This window comes from Amycolatopsis sp. NPDC028719 (assembly GCF_055565395.1).
This window is the reverse complement of the sequence record NZ_JBVHUL010000006.1, coordinates 527,277-544,221: the sequence shown is the minus strand read 5'-3', so window position 1 is coordinate 544,221 and position 16,945 is coordinate 527,277. Positions and strand designations below refer to the sequence as shown.

The window sequence follows — 16,945 nt, the reverse complement described above, 5'->3', positions numbered from 1 at the left end:
CGCCGGGGACCGGTCCCCGGTTCACGGCAGCCGCCGGACGAGGACCTCCGCCAGCGAGCGCGCGGTCGCGCACAGTGCGTCCCCACCGGCCGCGGTGGTGTCCTCGACGGAGACCTTGGCGACTTCCTCCCGGTCCGGAGGGGTGCCGTTCAGCACCGGCAGCGCCGGGGTGTAGACGTGGTGCACGACCATGACGGCGCACTCCGGCTGCCCGCCCGGCACCGGCGCGACGACGGCGTTGCGGTTCCCCACGCGGATCCGGTCGCCTGGGACGTCCTCGTCCGCCTCGATCGGCCATTCCCGGCTGTACTCGACGGTGATCGTGCGCGGATCGTGCTCCCAGGTGCACCCCCAGCCGCCGAACCCGCGGTCCGGTTTCTTGGCCTGGCCCAGCACGCCCGACGTCGTGGCGTCGTCGAGCAGGCCGCAGGCGTCGACGTGCGCCAGTGACCACTCCGGGAGCTGGGCGCGCCGCGGCAGGGGCCCGTTGGCGAGCGTGGTCAGCACGCCGGAGAGCACCGACTCCGAGAAGGAGCACAGCGGCGCGTCCTTCGCGCGGTCGTCCAGCGGGTGTGAGGTGACGACGATCCGGTTGGCATCGGCCAGCGAGATGGCGCGCTCGCACGAGCCGTCGTGGGGGTCGGGACGCTCGATTTCACCGATCTTGCCGGGCACCGGAGGCCGGGGCGGGTACCGCAGCGGGCCGGTCAGATCGAGCCGGGTCTGCACCTGCCCGGTCTTGCCGGTCAGCGTGGTCGTGACCACGCAGCTGCCGAAGTTCAGCACCTCGGGGTCCACGAACGGCTCCCCGAACGACGTGAGCGAGTTGGTCGAGATCGCCGCGCACGGGTCCGTCCCGGCCGGGTCGGCGCCGAGGGTGTTCGGCCCGGCCGGTGAGCTCGGGGTGGTCGCCCCGGCCGGTGCGCCACCGGTGGTGGTCGCCCACAGCGGCCGGCCGAGGACGAACCCGGCCACCAGCGCGGCCACCGCCGCGACCGCGGCCCCGGCCACCAGCCGGCGGCGCAGGCTGCGGCGCGGGCGCCGGGGCACGGGCGCGTCCGCCGTGAGCAGCGTGACCGCCTCGGCGGCGCCGGGCCGGTCGGCCGGGTGCCGGGCCATCAGCGCGGCGAGCACCGGTGCGAACCGTCCCGCGCGCTCCGGGGGCACCGGCCGCCCGGCGGCGGCGCGGCGCATCTGCGCGAACGGGCCGTCCTCGCCCGAGCCCCACGGCGACCGGCCTTCGATCGCGGCGTAGAGGGTGGCCCCCAGGGAGAAGACGTCCGAGGCGGGGCCGGCTTCGGCGCCGTCGGCCACCTCCGGCGCGACGTACCCGAGCGTGCCGGTGAGCTGGGCGCCGCCGGTGCGGGTGACCTCCGTCCAGCGGGCGATGCCCAGGTCGGTCAGCTTGGCGACGTCGTCCGCGGTCACCAGGACGTTGCCCGGCTTGACGTCGCGGTGAATGATGCCGCGGGAGTGCATGCCCGCGAGCGCCGCGGCGAGCTGCGCGCCGATCCGCCGGACCCGGTCCTCGGGTAGCGGGCCCCCGTCGTCGACGAGCTCCTCGAGGCTTCGGGCGGCCAGGTACTCCGTGACCAGCCACTGGGCGTCCCCGTCGGCGACCGTGTCGAACACGGTGATGACGTTCGAGTGCAGCAGCCCGGCCCCGATCCGCGCCTCACGCCGGATCTGCCCGGCATCCTCGCCCAGCGCTCGCTTGAGCGTCACCTGCCTGCCGAGCTCGAGATCGACCGCCCGCCAGACGACGCCCATGCCACCTCGGCCGAGCTCCTCCTCCAGCCGATAGCGGCCGGCCACGACTCGCCCCTTGGTCACGGCGAGCAGTCTACGAAATGCCGTATCGCCCTGCTGACGCCGCGTCACCGCGGCGGTGGGCCGAACCGGTTCTCCCCCGGCTGGCCCCGCCCACTCCAGAACGAGAGCAGGAAGAGCCAGCGATCGACCGGATCCGCTTCTTCCTGGAGCAGACCATCGAGCACGGTTCGGACCTCGTACTCCCGATGCACGGCGGGCCGGCGCCCACCGATCAGGCCACGGTCGCAGTTCGTGAAGAGGCCCATCGGACACTGGGCTCGATCCTGGAGCGAGGGCAGCACGACGGCACGATCCGAACCGAGGTCACCAGGGCGGACGTCGTCATCTTCGGCGCGTTGCTGGCGCAGGGCCTACCGCACGTCCCCGACTGGAAGCTCGCTGCCCGCCGCCAAGCCGACATCTACCTCGCAGGCATCGTGAATTCCCCCCGATGAGCCGGGGGCCGACCGCTGAGGCCTCCGCCGTCATCGACGCGATGAGTAGCCGTGGTCGGTGGTCCACGCGGAGCCGGTCGGACGTGGCGGCGGATCAGAAACAGGTGATGGACGAGGTATTCGACCTGCTGGCCGGAGGGATCGGCACCTTCGGCAGCACTACCTGACCACGCGCGGCCGCGCATCCGGGGTCGACGGACCTGCGGCTCTGGCACCACGTGCTCACCACTCGGCCGACCGGCGGGAGCACCCGGCGAGCCGCGCTCTACGCGGTGGGGATGAACGGCGACCGCGACGGGCTGCGGCTCCTGCGGGCACACGCCCCCGTCGTCCGTGCCCGCGCGAACTGGTGGCTGCGGCTCCCGGCCGAGGCGTCCGCGGGCGCAGCCCTCTGAAGACCGGTATGGCCGATCCCGACTTCCGCGGGTTCCGCGGGTGGTGCGATCGACGGGAGACTCGGCCGCGTCACCCACGCCGTGGAGGGAAACCCGTGCGCCTCACCGCCCTGCTCCCCCTGCTCGCCGCCGTTCCGCTCTTCGCGCTCCCCGCCCCCGCAGCCGGCGCGTCCGGTTGCTTCGACCCGGCCGCGCCGCTGACCGTCGAGGAACAGCGCCTGACCGCTTCCCTGCCCGCGGGCGGCCCCGCCGTCGGGCCCGAACTCGTGCGGCTGGCGGGCTTCGACCCGCTCGTCGCCGAGGTGAAGCACGACCTCTGCGCGGCGCGCACCCCGCGCCGGGCCGAGCGCGTCGTCACGCGGGCCGGCGAGCGGTTGTGGCGGACGGCCGTCGACCGCGCGCAGGGCCGCCGCCCGGACCTCGGCACGCTCGACCGGTTCGACGACCGGCCGCTCTACTGGGCGCGGCTGCAGCTCAGCAGCGCGATCCGGCAGTGGGCACCCGCGTCCTCGTCGCAGCGGGCGACGCTGCTGACGGCGTTCGACCGCGGCTCCCGCGGCCTCGACGACGTCCGGTTCCCGCTCGGGAAGACGCGGCGGGTCATGGTGAGCGGCTTCGACCCGTTCCAGCTCGACGGCCCGGGGATCACCATCTCGAACCCGGCGGGGGCGTCGGCGCTGCAGCTGGACGGGCGCGTCCTCGACACGCCGGCGGGCCCCGCCGTGGTGCAGGCGGTGAGTTTCCCGGTCGTGTGGGGCTACTTCGACCAGGGCATCGTGGAATCGGCGTACGGCACGGCGTTGCGCGACCGCGCGCGGCGGCCGGACGTCGTGCTGACGATCAGCCAGGGCCGTCCGGGCCGTTTCGACGTCGAACGCTGGGCCGGCGCCTGGCGGGGAGGCTTTCCGGACAACAACAGCGCGTCGGTGACGGGCGGGGTCCCGCCGGCCGCGGGCTGGCCGCAGCCGGACGTCCAGTTCATCGAGACGACGCTGCCGTACTCGCGGATGCTCGAGGTGACCGGTGCTTATCCGGTCAACTTCAACCAGGCGTTCTGCGTGTGGCCGGACTCCGCGCACCCGGGTACGGGGACGCCGGCGTGCCGGACGGACGCCCCGGCGCCGGGCGAGATCGCGGCTTCGGGCGGCGGCGGGAACTACCTGTCCAACGAATCGATGTACCGAGCCAACCGCGTCCGGCTCGGGTTGGGCTGGACGTCGGTGGCGGGCGGTCACCTGCACACGCCGGTGCTGGGCCAGCCGGCAGGGCTCACCGACCCGGCGTTCGAAGCCCGCCGCCAAGCGATCGCGTCCGAGGTTCTGGCCCTGACTTCCGCCGCGGCCGCCGGTTCGACCTCGCCGGTTCCCCTGCGAACAACGGAATCGCCGCGAGCGGCGCTGAACTCCCTGCCGGGCACGGTCCTCCCCGGCTGAGTCCACATCAGGCAGATCAGCTCCAAGGACGCTTTGCCGAGGCGCGCCCGGATTCTCGCGACGGCGGCCAGGTCAAGTACTCGGGGATGCCGCGGCCATGATCACTCAGGTACTGGCTAACCGCGCGCGGCAGGTCCTTGCTCACCGGGAAGATGCGCTGGAGGCGATCACCGAAGCCGTCATCGGACGTCGGCATGCCGAACAACGCCCCGACGCCTTCCTACCCGACCGCGGCCGCCGGAGCCGTCGCGTGCGGGCCGTGCGCCGCCATGTCGGCCGCGACCACACTGCGGCCCACCCTGACAGGGAGGCGATCGCCTCCGTCCAAGCCCATGCTCCGTGGTAGAAGCCGTGCAGCAGAACGATCGGCTCGTTCGGCATGAACCCTCGCTCCCGACGCAGAGGTCGCGCCGACATTCCGCTGGACGGTACTGAATCCGGACCGCCGCGGTCACTGTCATTTGACGGGTTCCGCCTTCGTCCCTGGGCTCCTGTCCCCAGCGCACTGTCCACCTGCGACCGAGGCTCGTGGTGACCGTGCCGGTCGCGAAGCCCGGCGGATGCGGACCGGGCCCAACGCCACGTTGAGCATCTACCCGGACGCGGGCCACGGCGGGATCTTCCAGTACCACGAGCTGTTCGTGCAGCAGCAGCCATGACCATCGAAGGACGGCAACGCCATGCCCGCCAGTGATTCCCCTTCCATCCGGACTTTCCCGCACGAGGTGGTCCGCTTGGCCATCCCCGTCACGGCAACCTTTCGGAATTCCGAGACAGCTACGAACGCGCGGTACCGGCGCTCGAGGTAGACCGATACGAGCAGTTCAAGAAGGAACGGGCCAGCTGGGACGTCGTCCGGCAGGCCACCGAGGAAAACGCCCCGCACAGCTGCATCAGGTACTGGGGACCGCGACGACCGTACCTGGTTCACGATCGATCAGCCCGGCACCCGATTCGACAGCTTTCACGACCAGCGCATCGCCCAGGTCGGGCGAGAACTCGACGCCGAGCTGGCCGCCCTCCTCGAGCACCTCGACCTCCCGGTACCGGCCGAATTGATCACCGACGCCCACCGCAACTGACGAGCAGCGAGCGATCCGGAACGACCCGCGCGGGAGTCCCCGGGATTTCGCCGCTCTCGCAAAGCGGCTACCGCAGGGCACCGGTGTTGTCCAGGTGGACCGCGGCGGCTTGGGCGGCGGCTTCCGAGTCACCGTCGCGGATCGACTGGTGTCACCGTCGCGGATCGACTGGTTTCCGGGATCGGTGCGGCGACGAGCGACGGGGCGCAGGTCGTGCAGTGGGCCGCCAACGGCGGGGCCAACCAGCAGTGGCAACTGAACCGGGCCTGACCGGACGACCGGTTCTCGGCCGCGCTCACACGTCCTCCAACGCGCCGGCGTAGAAGTCGCCGCCGCCGTCCAGCCGTTTGCCGGTCGAGTTCGCCGCGGCCTGCCCCGCACGGTCGCGGTGCCGACGAAGTCGGTGTACGGGGTTGCCGTCGCTGTTCCACTCCAGCTGGATGCAGCCGGACGGCGAGACACAGAGGACCACGCCTTCCGGTCCGGAGCCGGTGGCAGTCAGGTTCGCGCATGAGACTCCGCCGACGCAGGCCGAGCTCATGCTGATCGCGAGTCCGCCGGCAACGCAGCCAGCGGTGGGGCAAGTCGTGCTACGACTGCGCGGTCAGAGGACGGCGGGCGGCCACCGTCGTCGCCGCGCGGACGAAGGCGGCGACGTGGCGGGAGGAGTGGTTCGGCGGCCACGCGACGACCAGGGTGCTGGGAACGGCGTCGCGGACCGGGACGCAGACCAGCTCCGGGCCCACCTCTCCCACCGCGGACCGGGCCAGGACGGCGATCGTGCGCCCGAGGACGATCAGGTGCTTCATCTGGGCCAGGTCGGCGACTTCCGGGCCGGTCGCTCCCTCGCCCGCCCGGCCGGGCCAGCGGGGCAGCGTCTCGCCCCGCAGATCGGCCCAGTGCAGGCTCGTGCGCCGCGCCAGGACGTGCTCGGCGGGCAGCACCGCCACGCGGGGCTCGACCATCAGCGGTTCGGCGTCGAGGCCACGGAGATCTTCGTGCGGGGTGTGCAGCAGCGCCACGTCCGCGCGTCCGTCACGCAGCAGGGCCGCGCGGCCGGCGGCATCGCCGAAGATGATCTCCACGGGCGGTGCGTCCGGCTGGTGTTCGTAGGCCGCGAGGATGCCGGGTAGGAGGCCGCCGTCGCCGCCGGGCTTCACCACCAGCCTGAGGCGGGCGGCGGGCGCTCCCGCCTGCCGGGTGTGGCGGGCGGCGGCCTGCACCGCTTCCAGCGCGCGCCGTCCCTCGTCGAGCAGGACCTCGCCGGCCGCGGTCAGCGAGACGTGCCGGCTGCTGCGTTCCAGCAACCGGACACCGAGCCGTTGTTCGAGCTGCCGGATCGCCTTCGACAGCGCGGGCTGCGCGATCAGGAGCCGCGCCGCAGCGCGGCCGAAGTGCAGTTCTTCGGCGACGGCGACGAAGTACTCGAGCTCCCGGGTCTCCAGTCGATCCATGCCTCCAGGTTATCGACCGGCTCCGGACCGGTCTTGGACGTCGGCGTGCCGCCGGTGCTGTCATCGGCACATGACCACAACAGCGTCCGGACACCATGCCCTCCTCATCGGGGCGTCGCGCGGGCTCGGCCTGGCGATGGCCGGGGAGTACGTGCACCGCGGCTGGCGGGTGACGGCGACGGTGCGCGGCACGGCGCGGACGGAGCTGCACGACCTGGCGGACTCGGCCGGCGGCCGGCTGACCGTCGAAGAGGACGTGGACATCACCGTGCCCGAGCAGGTGGCCGCGTTGCGTGAGCGGGTCGGCGGCACGGTGTTCGACCTGCTGTTCGTCAACGCCGGGATCAGCAACGGCGATGTCCCGGTCACCGCCGTGCCGACCGAAACCTTCGCCCGCTTGATGGTGACCAACGCGCTGAGCCCCGTGCGGGTGGTGGAGACCTTCCAGGACGTCGTCACGCCGGCCGGGACGATCGGGGTCATGTCGTCGCGCCAGGGAAGCGTCACGCTCAACGCCAACGGCGGCTACGAGGTCTACCGGGCGAGCAAATCGGCGTTGAACCAGCTGATGCGGAGTTTCGCCGCCCGGCACGCCGACGACCCGCGCACGCTGCTGCTGATCTCCCCGGGCTGGGTCCGGACCGGGCTGGGCGGCCCCGGCGCGTCCCTGGCGATCGAGGAGAGCGTTCCCGGTGTCGTCGACACGATCACCGCGCGCGTCGGCGAGGGCGGTTTGCACTTCGTCGACCACCGGAACAAGACCTTGCCGTGGTGAGGACGGCAACCTCGCGGCCGCGGCTCGGTTCAGCCGGAAGCTGCCCGCGCAGGGATACCCCGGAAGGCCGGCCCAGCATCCAGCAATCCCGGGTCGGGCAGTGGTATGCCAGCCAGACCCGCAGAGCGCCACGACCGGTGCCTTGTCCGGATCACCCCGGTTCGAAATCGATCTGCGGTTCGCGCACGAGGCACGCCGGGCTCATGCTGATGGCGCAGCGCCGGTGAGTACGCCAGCTCTTTCGGGCTTCGACGTCGAATCGAGCGACGAACTGCACGACCAGCCCCGGGCCAGCAGCAGCGCGACCGGTTCCAGTTCCTGCTCGGTGGAGGTGGCGAACTGCTTGGACGCCGCGCACTGCGGCCCGAGCCCCTGGGTGCCGACCGCGAGGTCGACCCACGGCCGGGAACCGGCGCCGAGCCGAGGCAGCCGAGGTGTGAGCACCGTGCCGGTGACCGCGATGTCGGCGTTGCGTGCGTCGCGGGAGTGGTACATGACCGTGGTGGCCGTCGTGGTCAACGCGGTCGCCAGGGCCGGCATCGGCTGGGTGCGGATGACTGCGCCAGGCGGCTCGGCAGGCAGCGGCGACGGCGGCTGGCAGAAGTCCGCGGACGCGGCGGAAGCCGCGGTCGCCGGCTTTCCCAAGGGAGCCGCTCCGGGCGCGGCACCGGCCGGGCGCCGCCGCGGAGGCCACCTCGTACTCGGCCGGACTGATCCGGCCGTCGGCTTCGGTGTCGTAGGCCTGGAACCGCCGAGCCGGTTTCCGGTCGACGAACGCCGGACTTCCCATGGTTTCCCGTCCGGAGCAACTCGGAGCAAGCGTCGCGCATCAACCTCGGCAAGAACCGGATGTCGGCGCTCCAGCGGGTGAACGAGCGCACGAGGTCGTTCAGGTTTCTGCGAGCCGGTTCGACCAGCTCACCGTCGTCGACCACCAGCCACGGAAACGGTCTGAGAGGCTGTGTCGCCGAGGTGCTGCTGTCGCATTCGGCTAGGCGCCCGGTGACGTCCATCCACTTCCCCATCGGAGTCGGCGCCGACGGCGTCCTGGTGTGTCGGACGCCGGCATGGCGGCATTCGCGGGGAATACGCGTGGACTGCGACGCCGGTGCCCCTCTGCCACGGCGACATCTGGGGTGGTGCGCTGCGCGTCGAGGTTGCGGATGGTGCGTACCAGCCGGGCGACATCGGCGTCCGAGGCGGTCGCCATGGACGGCATCGACTTCACGAACGCCGCCATCGCGTCGTCGTCATCCAGTTCCAGCCGCGCCGGCAGCGCCACCCGCGCACAACTGAAGGCCCGGTTCGCCATGCCACATCCTCCACTCATCGGCCGACGAGCGCCCGGGTACCCATCGCCGTCCTCGGTGGAACGCACCGGGGGACGTTTCACCTTGTGGTGTGCACCACGCTTCCGGCGGACGCTCGACAAGCCACCGGACGCGGAATAGTCGGCCACGTCCGGGTTCGAGTCCGCCGGGCCGTCCATCACCCTTTCGGGAATTGCCGCGTCGGCGTTTCGGCTGCAGGCCGGCGTCAGCGGACAGGCTTGCCACTGTTCACTGTGCATCACCGTGTCCGCGTCACCAATCACTCGACATCGTGAACCAAGGCGATTCCGCGAGGAGTTCGCGTACTCGATCAAGAACAATAGGCCGCCATCCGACTGAACTCCCGGATCGCACCGCGACCTGCACGAGTGGCATTCCGATCGAACCGGCGTTTCCCCGGAATCGGCTGTTAGTTTCGCTGAGGACGACGGGACTTCCCTCATGGAGGAAAGATGAAGCGGTTCACGGCAGTCCTTTCGAGCACGGTGGCGGTCGCTGCGCTGCTGGTGTCGGCCAGTCCCGCGGCCGTCGCCGCAACGGGCGAAGTCGTGGTCTTCACCACCGAAGTCGTCCCGCTGGACGTCCACGAAAACCCTCATGGCTGCTACCCGCTTCCCGAGGGAGCGCACGTGCTCGCCAATCGCACCGACCGGCCGGTGCACGTTTACGGGACGCCCGAATGCCTAGGAGTGCCCATCCTCACCGTGAAAGCGAACTGGGGATCGCACGTCCCCCCGGCCGCGGCGAGCTTCCGCGTCTGATCGGCAGTCGTGCGCACACATTCCGATCTGACCGAAAGGGTGCCCGTGTCCGTCGATCTCGTCGTGGTCGGGGTCGGGTACGTCGGCTTGCCGCTCGCGGTCGCCGCGGCCACCGCCGGCTTGTCGGTGGTGGGCTACGACACCTCCCCGGCGGTGCGGGAGCAGGTGGGACAGGGCCGGCCGCACGTGCCGGACGTGAGCAGCACGCAGTTGCGGGCGGTGCGCTCGGCCGGGTTCGCGGTGACCGGAGATCCGTCCGTGATCGCGGGGGCGGAGACAGTGGTGCTCTGCGTGCCCACCGGCCTCGGGCCGGACGGCGGCCCGGACCTGTCGGCGGTGCGGGACGCGGCGGCCGCCGTGGCCGATCACCTGCGTCCGGGCACCTTGGTGGTCCTGGAGTCCACCAGCTTCCCCGGCACCACCGACGAGGTGGTGCGGCCCATCCTGGAGCGCCACGGTCTCGTGGCGGGGGAAGACTTCTCGCTCGCGTACTCGCCGGAACGGGTCGACCCCGGCAACCGGCGGTACGGCATCCGCACCACCCCCAAGGTCGTCGGCGGGCACACGCCGTTGTGCGCCAAGCAGTGCGTCGCGTTCTACAGCCGCTTCGTGGACACCGTGGTCGTGGCACGGGGTACCCGTGAGGCCGAGATGGCGAAGCTGCTGGAGAACACCTACCGGTACGTGAACATCGCGCTGGTCAACGAGATCACGATGTTCTGCGACCAGCTCGGCCTGGACGTCTGGGACGTGCTGCACTGCGCGGGCACCAAACCGTTCGGGTTCGCCTCGTTCACGCCCGGCCCCGGGGTGGGCGGGCACTGCATCCCGGTGGACCCGCGCTACCTGCTGGACAAGGCGCGCCGCGCCGGGAGCCGGTTGGGCGTCGTCGAGGCGGCGCGCGAGGTGGACTCCGCCATGCCGTCCTATCTGGCGCGGCGGACGGCCCGGCTGCTCGCCCGGGCCGGCCGCGAGCTCGACGGCTCCACGGTGCTGCTCCTCGGCGTGGCGTACAAGGCCGGGGTGCCGGACACGCGCGAGTCGGCGACGCTGCGGGTCGCGGCCGAACTGACCGCGCTCGGCGCGCGCGTCCGCTACCACGACCCGGTGACCGGCCCCGTGCCCGAACTCGGGCCACCGGTAGCCGATCTGGACTCCGCCCTGCGCGACGCGGACGTGACCGTCCTGCTCGTCGGGCACGGCGGGTACGACCTGAGCCGCCTGGCCAGGAACGCCCGGCTCCTGCTCGACATCACGGGTCGCGTACCTGGGGAGGAGGTCCACCGCCTGTAGTACCCCGCGGCCGCGGGTGGAGCCCCGGCCGCGGTCATGACACCGTCCGCATGCTGAAGGAGCACGCAGAAAATGACCACTGCTGTCAAGAACGAGCGCCTGGAACTCCGCTTCGACAAGTGGGACCGCAACGGCAACGGCCGCATCGAGCGGTCCGACCTGGAGGCGGAGGCCGACCGGATCCTCGAGGCGTTCGGCGAGCCGCCGTCCACCCCGCAGGGCCGCGCCCTGGTGGAGTCGTTCACCAGCACCTTCGAGTACCTCGCCGAGCGAGCCGGGGTCGGCCGCGACGGCGCTCTGGACCGCCGTCAGTTCACCGAAGTCATCGAGGCGGAGGTGTTCAAGGGGGGTGACGCCGGGTTCGGGCGCGTGGTGCGGCCGATGATCCAGGCGATCCTCAACGTGTGCGACACCGACGGCGACGGCGAGATCAACCCCGCCGAGTTCGCCAAGTGGCTCGGGGCGGCCGGGGTGAGCCGGGCGAAGGCCGAGGAGTCGTTCCGCCTCATCGACACCAACGGCAACGGCTCGCTGACCGTGGACGAACTGGTCGCGGCGGTGAAGGCCTACCACTTCGGCACGCTGGACGTACCGCTGCTCGGCTGAGGAGTTCACCCACGACGGACGGGCCCCGGAGCATCCCTCCGGGGCCCGTCCGTCGTGGGTGCGGTCAGCGCGCGACGCCGGTGGGCCGGCCGAACCGCACGGTGCGCTCGGGGTGCATCCCGACCTCGGGCCCGGTGTGCGGCCGCGGCGTGGAGATGAGGATGTTGTAGTGGTTGGGGTGGTGGCACGCGTCGAACCCCAGCACCGTGCCGATCAGCTCGCCTTCCAGCCACACCTCGTCGCCGCGGTCGATCACCCCGGCGTCGTCGATTTCCACGAAGCCCAGGAACCCCACCCGGTCGATCCGGTCCGCGGTCACCGGGTGGTCGGTCGTGACGAGTTCGTGCACCTCCCCCTGGCGGACGCAGCGGCTGGCGAACGGCTCCAGCCGCATGCCGCGGTCGTCGCGGCGGTGCACGAGCACCTTGACCACCCGGCTGCGCACCGGGCGCTTCGGCCCGTCCTCGATCACGTGTTCTCCCTTCGGTACGCCTCGTCCACCAAGGCCAAGGCGGCCAAGCCACCGTCGGCCCACGTGCCGCCGGCGGCCACGGCGCGCGCGAAGTCCCGCAGTACGCCCTCGTACTCGTGCCACAACGAGCCCTTGAAGCCGTCGTGTCCGGCGAGCATGTCGGCGCGCAGTTCGCGGCCGTCGGCGAGACACGCGGTGACGTCCTTCACCTCACCCGGGTGGGACCAGTCCAGCTCCACCCGCACCCGCGCCCTCCCCCGCGCGGTGAGGACGGCGTACCGGTCGGTCCCGGCCGCGTCCCGGCCGACGCGCGCTTCGCACAGCCGCAGCGGACCGGCGAACAGGCGTGCCACGTCGAGCGCGTTGGGGCCGTTGTCGGCCACGCAACCACCGCCGGACCGGGCGGCGTCGAGGTACCAGCGGTCGGTGCCGACGTGCTCCTCGATGCGTTCGAAGTACCGCACGGTCACCGATTCCAGCGGCCGGCCGTCCACTTCGGCCAGTAAGGCGAGGACGTTGTCGTTGTACCGCCGGTGGAACGCGGTGAACAGCGCGACACCACGCGCGCGGGCCGCCGCCGCCAGCTCGCGGCCGCGCGAAAGGTCGATGTCCAGCGGCTTCTCCACGCACACCGGCAGCCCCGCCTCGACCGCGTCGCGGCAGATCGCCGCGTGCGCATCGTTCGGCGCGGTCACCACCACGGCGTCCACCAGGCCGGCGGCCAGCATCGCCCGGTGGCCGGAAAACGCCGGCACCGCATGGCCGACGCGGGCCTCGGGGCGCGGATCGCACACGGCGGCCAGGGCTAACCCGGCCAGCCGGTCGATCGCGGCGAGGTAGAAGCGGGAGATGACGCCGAGGCCGACCACCCCCAGCCGGATCACCCCGCCGCCCGCAGGGTCGATGCGAGCAGCTCCTCGTACAGGCCGGCGGGCAGCGGCACGCCGTGCGTCCGCCGCCACGCCGCCCGTTCCCCTTCGTGCCAGCCCGGGTAGACGACCGGGCGGCGCGGGTCGGCCGGCGGACAGCCCAGGAGAGCGGAGAACAACCCGTCGGCGTCGTCGGCGAAGCCCGTCCGCAGCCGCGCGGGCGCGATGGCGAGCGCCATGACGCCGATGTCGTCGTCGGTGTCCCCGGCCCGCACCGGGCCCAGCGCGGCACCGGACACCAGCGCCGACAGGGCCTCCACCACCAGTCCCAGCCCGAAACCCTTGTAGGCACCGGTCTGCGGGGCGCTGCCCAGCCACAGCAGGTGGCCCTCGCCCCGGTCGTAGGCGGCCGGGTCGGTGACCGGCGTGCCGTCCTCGGCGGCCAGCCACCCGGCGGGGATCGGCTCGTCCGCCCGCGCCGCGGCCCGGACCCGGCCGGTGGGCACCACGGTCGTGGACATGTCCAGCACGAACGGGTGCCGGTCGCCCGCAGGGCAGGCCAGCGCCAAGGGGTTGGTGCCCAGCACCTTCGCCAGGCCACCCGGCGGCCGGGCGATGGCCTGGCCGCCGCAGTTGGACGTGACCAGGCCGAGGACGCCCCGTTCGGCGGCGCGGGCGGCGTGAAAGCCCGCGCACCCGATGTGCGTGGCACCGCGCAAGGACACCACGCCGACGCCGTGCCGCTCGGCGCGGGACACGGCGAGGTCCATCGCCTGGGCGGCCGACCACAGGCCGAGGGTGCGGTGGGCGTCGGCCAGCACGCACGCTCCCAGATCGGTGAGGACCTCCATGTCGGCCGCCGGATCGGCGCGACCGGACGCCAGCAGCGGCAGGTACAGCCGGGTGAGGTTGACCAAGCCGTGCGAGGTGACGCCGGCGAGGTCCCCGTGCACGAGCGCCCGGGCCGCGGTATCGGCGCGGTCGGGCGGGACGCCGCGGCCGGTGAACACCCCCGTCACGGTCGAGACCAGTTCGGGGTAGGGCACGACGACGTTCATCATCCTCCGTTGCGGGCGAAGCGCGTGACCAGCTCGCACACCACCGCCGAGAACCGGTCCAGTTCCTCGACGTCGGCGTGTTCGCCGCGCGCGTGGGCGTTGTTGGTTTCCAGCGATCCCGGCCCCAGCACGGCGGTCCGGGTTCCGGGCACGTCGGCCAGCCAGATCGCGTCACAGGTGAACCCGGGCTCGCCGGCCGGCCAGGGCGGCGCGATCCCGTCCAGGTCCGGCACGTCGTGGTCGCGCAGCGCGGGCAGGCCGCGTTTGCGCCACTCCAGCGCCGTGATCGCGCGCGCGTCGACGGCGGTGCGGCGGAACGGCTGCGTGTCCCGGAAGCGCCGGGTGAACTCCGCCAAACCGTCCCGTAGCCCTTCCTCCAGCGCCGCGGTCAGGACCGCAGCCGACTCGGCGCTTCCGTAGGACAGGTTCAGCAGCAGCTCCCCCGAGCCGTAGACGCGGTTGTGCAGCCGCCCCGTGTGCAGGCCCGCCACGCACACCCGGCCGTCCGGAACGCGCCCCGCCAGCACCAGCGCGAGGTGCTGGACCAGGAACCCGAGCAGCACCGTCGCGTTGTGCCCGGCGTGCGGCTCGTCGTCGATCGCGTCCTCGCCGCGCACGACGACGGCCGCGGTCATGGCGGCGGTGCAGCGCGGCAGGTAGCGCAGGCCGGTGGGTTCGCAGAACACGTTGAGCGTGCCGTGGAAGCCCGCCTCCACCAGCGGCCGGGTGCCGAAGACGCCCATCGCGCCGCCCTCCTCGCCGGAGACGGCCTGCACGAGCACGCTGACGTCGCGGCCCACCGCCGGATCGCGGGCCGCCTCCCGCAGGCCCGCCAGCAAGGCCACCGCAGGCCCCTTGGCGTCGATCGCGCCCCGGCCGTGGAACCGGCCGCCGTCGAAGCCCACCGGTTCGGCCGGCGCCACCGTGTCCAGGTGCACGTTGAACATCACGGCCGGCTCGGCGTGGCCCAGCCGCAGCACCAGGCTCGGCTGGCACTCCAGGAAGCCCGGATCACGCCGCGCCGCCTCACGCACGGCGGCGGGGACATCAGCCCCCCGGATCGCGTCCGACGACGCGGGACCGAGGTGCGCGGTGTACATGCCGAACGCGTGCGCGGCCTCGGCGTAGGTGTGCATCGCGTCCCACAGCCGCACTTCGCCGTCGGTTTCCAGCGGACCCGCGGTGGGCGTGCGCAGCAGCTCCAGCAGCAGGTCGCGGTCCGGGGCGATCACCGCAGCAGCCGGGTCAGCGCCCGTCCCGCACCCACGAACGACGCCGCCGCGCCCTCGGCCAGCCGGTCCGAGCGGTGCGGCTGGAGCGCCACGTGCGGTTCCAGCGACCACGCCCCGGGGTAGCCGGCCGAGCGCAGCAATCGCACGCAGTCGCGCACGCGCGCCTCGCCCGTGCCGGGGTCGACGAACGTGGTCCCCCGGGCGTCTTTGACGTGCACGTGCGCCACGTGCGGCGCGATGCGCTCCAGCACTGCGTAGCCGTCGTAGCCGTGGGCGACGGGGTTGCCCGTGTCGAACAGCAGCCGCAGCGAAGAGCCGCTCGCCGCGTCCAGCAACTCCAGCATCCGGTCGGCGTCCGAAGCGGCCCACCCCGAGCAGTTCTCGTGCAGCAGCACGACACCGGCGGCCTCGGCGGTCCGGGTGAGCACCGCCACGCGGTCGAGCACCTGCGCGCGCCAGCGGGGCTCGTCCAGGCCGTCGTTGGGGTAGGACATGATCCGCACGTAGGGGGTGCCCAGGACGGCGCACCGCCGGGCCAGCACGGCCAGTTCGGCCAGGTCGTCCTCGAACGGCGCGGTGACCGGCCGGGCCCAGCCGCCGATCCGCGACGCCACGCACACCACCCGCACGCCGTGGCCGGCCAGCGTCGAGGCCACCCGGGCGAAGTGCCGGTCGTCCAGGTCGGCGACGGCCAGCCCGTCGACGGTACGCAGTTCGACGGCCGACCAGCCCAGCTCGTCGAGAACGGCCAGCTGGCCGGCCAGGTCCGGGGCCGCCTCGTCGGTGATACCGGCCAGGACGGCGTCGCCGGCGTGCCGCGGGGACGCGGTCGCCGGGGCCTCAGACCGCACTGACGGCCTCCGGCACGTGACCGGCCGGGACCACCGGCTCGGCACTGATGTTCTTGGCCACCGACAGCAGCCTGGCCACGTCGCAGGCGACGGAGAAGCTTTTCGCGTGCTGGTCCCGGCTGCCCTGGAACAACCGGTATGCGTAGATCATCCACTCGGTGAGCGAGTCGTCCCGCAGGACCTGGTGCTCGCGTCGGCCGTCCACGGTCACGGTCAGCTGGGAGTAGGGGTCGTCGGAGCTGACCGCGTAGTGCCCGACCGCCGTAGCGTTTTCGAACCGCAGCACAACGCGCCGTTCCCGCACCGGGGACGTCAGATCGGACTCGATCTCCGTGCGCGTGCCGTTGGTGTGCCGCAGCCCCACCCGGGCGCCACCCATGCGGGGCACCCGCGTCTGGCCGACCACCAGGTCGGTGCCGCAGGCGTGGGTGACCCGGGCGTTGCCGGCCAGGCGCAACGCCAAGCCCACGCCGTGCGGCAGTTCGACGTCGAACGCCGTCCGGTGCGACGTCGTGGTCAACGAGCGCCGGAACCGCGGCTTGTTCTGCACGAGCGCGATCGAGCGCGCCTCGCCCAGCCGCCCGTCCCGCGCCAGTGCCGTCAGCCGCGCGGTCAGCGAACTGGTCAGCCACGGCTCGACGACGGCAATCCGCAGTCCGTGCTGCCGGCGCAGCTCGATCACCCGGGACAGCTCATCGGTGTCGATGGCCAGCGGCTTCTCGACCACCAACTGCCGGAACCCCAGTCGCGCGAGCGCGGCGATCACCTCGGATCGGCTTTCCGGCGGCGTGCACACGTGCGCCACGGTCCGCGCCGGGTCCACCCCGGCCGCGGCGGCCGCCAGGCTCGCCCGCACGATCAGCCCCGGTCGCTCGGACGGCTTCCGCCACGGGTCGCAGCCCACGACCGGCTCGTCGCCGAACAACTGCGGCGCGGCGGCACGAGCGCCCGCGAGCACCGGGAGGTGCAGCTGCGCGCCGGCTCGTCCCAGCCCCACCAGAAGTGTCCGCACCACCGATCACCGTCCATTGTGGATTGAATATCGCCCGGGTCGCCGAAAGGCCAT

At 72.6% G+C, this 16,945-nt stretch carries 19 protein-coding genes; 7 read left to right on the top strand and 12 right to left on the bottom strand.

Annotation, left to right across the window (positions count from 1 at the left end; translation table 11 throughout):
* Positions 1–21: 21 nt before the first annotated feature.
* Positions 22–1,833, bottom strand: a complete 1,812-nt coding sequence (locus ACZ4TR_RS30520) for a serine/threonine-protein kinase (protein ID WP_465290667.1) — start codon at positions 1,831–1,833, stop codon at positions 22–24.
* Between the two features lie 17 nt (positions 1,834–1,850).
* Between ACZ4TR_RS30520 and ACZ4TR_RS30515 the strand changes: the two genes are divergently transcribed.
* The 3 genes from ACZ4TR_RS30515 (at position 1,851) to ACZ4TR_RS30505 (ending at position 4,095) form a co-directional block, all read left to right on the top strand.
* Positions 1,851–2,267, top strand: coding sequence for a hypothetical protein (locus tag ACZ4TR_RS30515; RefSeq protein WP_465290665.1), 417 nt, complete (start codon positions 1,851–1,853; stop codon positions 2,265–2,267).
* 218 nt (positions 2,268–2,485) lie between these two features.
* The gene (locus tag ACZ4TR_RS30510; protein ID WP_465290663.1) at positions 2,486–2,662 is read left to right on the top strand and encodes a hypothetical protein; all 177 of its coding nucleotides are present in this window, start codon (positions 2,486–2,488) and stop codon (positions 2,660–2,662) included.
* A gap of 95 nt (positions 2,663–2,757) precedes the next feature.
* Entirely contained in the window at positions 2,758–4,095 is a 1,338-nt protein-coding gene (locus tag ACZ4TR_RS30505) for a pyroglutamyl-peptidase I (protein WP_465290661.1), read from the top strand.
* An 893-nt stretch (positions 4,096–4,988) separates the two neighbouring features.
* Here ACZ4TR_RS30505 and ACZ4TR_RS30500 read toward each other — a convergent pair.
* The 3 genes from ACZ4TR_RS30500 to ACZ4TR_RS30490 all read right to left on the bottom strand — a co-directional run bounded on the left by ACZ4TR_RS30500 (position 4,989) and on the right by ACZ4TR_RS30490 (position 6,631).
* Positions 4,989–5,126, bottom strand: coding sequence for a hypothetical protein (locus ACZ4TR_RS30500; RefSeq protein WP_465290659.1), 138 nt, complete (start codon positions 5,124–5,126; stop codon positions 4,989–4,991).
* A 346-nt stretch (positions 5,127–5,472) separates the two neighbouring features.
* Positions 5,473–5,649: a hypothetical protein gene (locus ACZ4TR_RS30495; RefSeq protein WP_465290657.1), complete on the bottom strand. Its 177-nt coding sequence runs from the start codon at positions 5,647–5,649 to the stop codon at positions 5,473–5,475.
* A 118-nt stretch (positions 5,650–5,767) separates the two neighbouring features.
* Positions 5,768–6,631: a LysR family transcriptional regulator gene (locus ACZ4TR_RS30490; protein ID WP_465290655.1), complete on the bottom strand. Its 864-nt coding sequence runs from the start codon at positions 6,629–6,631 to the stop codon at positions 5,768–5,770.
* Positions 6,632–6,701: 70 nt separating this feature from the next.
* On the opposite strand from ACZ4TR_RS30490, the gene ACZ4TR_RS30485 reads away from it, so the two are divergent.
* Positions 6,702–7,406, top strand: coding sequence for an SDR family oxidoreductase (locus tag ACZ4TR_RS30485; protein ID WP_465290653.1), 705 nt, complete (start codon positions 6,702–6,704; stop codon positions 7,404–7,406).
* A 201-nt stretch (positions 7,407–7,607) separates the two neighbouring features.
* Here ACZ4TR_RS30485 and ACZ4TR_RS30480 read toward each other — a convergent pair whose 3' ends face one another.
* Positions 7,608–8,051, bottom strand: a complete 444-nt coding sequence (locus ACZ4TR_RS30480; protein ID WP_465290651.1) for a hypothetical protein — start codon at positions 8,049–8,051, stop codon at positions 7,608–7,610.
* Between the two features lie 346 nt (positions 8,052–8,397).
* Complete coding sequence (locus ACZ4TR_RS30475; protein WP_465290649.1) at positions 8,398–8,718, bottom strand: hypothetical protein; 321 nt, start codon at positions 8,716–8,718, stop codon at positions 8,398–8,400.
* A 471-nt stretch (positions 8,719–9,189) separates the two neighbouring features.
* Between ACZ4TR_RS30475 and ACZ4TR_RS30470 the strand changes: the two genes are divergently transcribed.
* The 3 genes from ACZ4TR_RS30470 to ACZ4TR_RS30460 all read left to right on the top strand — a co-directional run bounded on the left by ACZ4TR_RS30470 (position 9,190) and on the right by ACZ4TR_RS30460 (position 11,397).
* Positions 9,190–9,498 carry a hypothetical protein gene (locus ACZ4TR_RS30470; protein ID WP_465290647.1) on the top strand — a complete coding sequence of 103 codons (309 nt, stop codon included), beginning with the start codon at positions 9,190–9,192 and terminating at the stop codon, positions 9,496–9,498.
* Between the two features lie 45 nt (positions 9,499–9,543).
* Complete coding sequence (locus ACZ4TR_RS30465) at positions 9,544–10,791, top strand: nucleotide sugar dehydrogenase (protein ID WP_465290646.1); 1,248 nt, start codon at positions 9,544–9,546, stop codon at positions 10,789–10,791.
* Between the two features lie 72 nt (positions 10,792–10,863).
* Positions 10,864–11,397, top strand: a complete 534-nt coding sequence (locus tag ACZ4TR_RS30460) for an EF-hand domain-containing protein (protein ID WP_465290644.1) — start codon at positions 10,864–10,866, stop codon at positions 11,395–11,397.
* 64 nt (positions 11,398–11,461) lie between these two features.
* On the opposite strand, the gene ACZ4TR_RS30455 is transcribed toward ACZ4TR_RS30460, so the two are convergent.
* The 6 genes from ACZ4TR_RS30455 to ACZ4TR_RS30430 are packed head-to-tail and all read right to left on the bottom strand — an operon-like array spanning position 11,462 to position 16,891.
* Positions 11,462–11,869, bottom strand: a complete 408-nt coding sequence (locus ACZ4TR_RS30455) for a DUF6917 domain-containing protein (protein ID WP_465290642.1) — start codon at positions 11,867–11,869, stop codon at positions 11,462–11,464.
* Positions 11,866–12,753, bottom strand: coding sequence for a Gfo/Idh/MocA family protein (locus ACZ4TR_RS30450; RefSeq protein ID WP_465290640.1), 888 nt, complete (start codon positions 12,751–12,753; stop codon positions 11,866–11,868). Before ACZ4TR_RS30450 ends, ACZ4TR_RS30455 begins: the two co-directional genes overlap by 4 nt.
* On the bottom strand, positions 12,750–13,796 hold the full coding sequence (locus ACZ4TR_RS30445) for an Ldh family oxidoreductase (protein WP_465290638.1): 1,047 nt from the start codon (positions 13,794–13,796) through the stop codon (positions 12,750–12,752). The genes ACZ4TR_RS30450 and ACZ4TR_RS30445 overlap by 4 nt, the downstream gene beginning before the upstream one ends.
* Entirely contained in the window at positions 13,796–15,028 is a 1,233-nt protein-coding gene (locus tag ACZ4TR_RS30440) for a M20/M25/M40 family metallo-hydrolase (RefSeq protein WP_465290636.1), read from the bottom strand. The genes ACZ4TR_RS30445 and ACZ4TR_RS30440 overlap by 1 nt, the downstream gene beginning before the upstream one ends.
* The gene (locus ACZ4TR_RS30435; protein WP_465290634.1) at positions 15,025–15,879 is read right to left on the bottom strand and encodes a sugar phosphate isomerase/epimerase family protein; all 855 of its coding nucleotides are present in this window, start codon (positions 15,877–15,879) and stop codon (positions 15,025–15,027) included. The genes ACZ4TR_RS30440 and ACZ4TR_RS30435 overlap by 4 nt, the downstream gene beginning before the upstream one ends.
* Positions 15,869–16,891, bottom strand: coding sequence for a Gfo/Idh/MocA family oxidoreductase (locus ACZ4TR_RS30430; RefSeq protein ID WP_465290632.1), 1,023 nt, complete (start codon positions 16,889–16,891; stop codon positions 15,869–15,871). The genes ACZ4TR_RS30435 and ACZ4TR_RS30430 overlap by 11 nt, the downstream gene beginning before the upstream one ends.
* Positions 16,892–16,945 lie beyond the last annotated feature (54 nt).

Coding starts and splice junctions, on each gene's coding strand:
- ACZ4TR_RS30515 (WP_465290665.1), top strand. CDS start 1,851: ATGCCGTATCGCCCTGCTGACGCCGCGTCACCGCGGCGGTGGGCCGAA.
- ACZ4TR_RS30470 (WP_465290647.1), top strand. CDS start 9,190: ATGAAGCGGTTCACGGCAGTCCTTTCGAGCACGGTGGCGGTCGCTGCG.
- ACZ4TR_RS30485 (WP_465290653.1), top strand. CDS start 6,702: ATGACCACAACAGCGTCCGGACACCATGCCCTCCTCATCGGGGCGTCG.
- ACZ4TR_RS30475 (WP_465290649.1), bottom strand. CDS start 8,718: ATGGCGAACCGGGCCTTCAGTTGTGCGCGGGTGGCGCTGCCGGCGCGG.
- ACZ4TR_RS30490 (WP_465290655.1), bottom strand. CDS start 6,631: ATGGATCGACTGGAGACCCGGGAGCTCGAGTACTTCGTCGCCGTCGCC.
- ACZ4TR_RS30445 (WP_465290638.1), bottom strand. CDS start 13,796: ATGAACGTCGTCGTGCCCTACCCCGAACTGGTCTCGACCGTGACGGGG.
- ACZ4TR_RS30460 (WP_465290644.1), top strand. CDS start 10,864: ATGACCACTGCTGTCAAGAACGAGCGCCTGGAACTCCGCTTCGACAAG.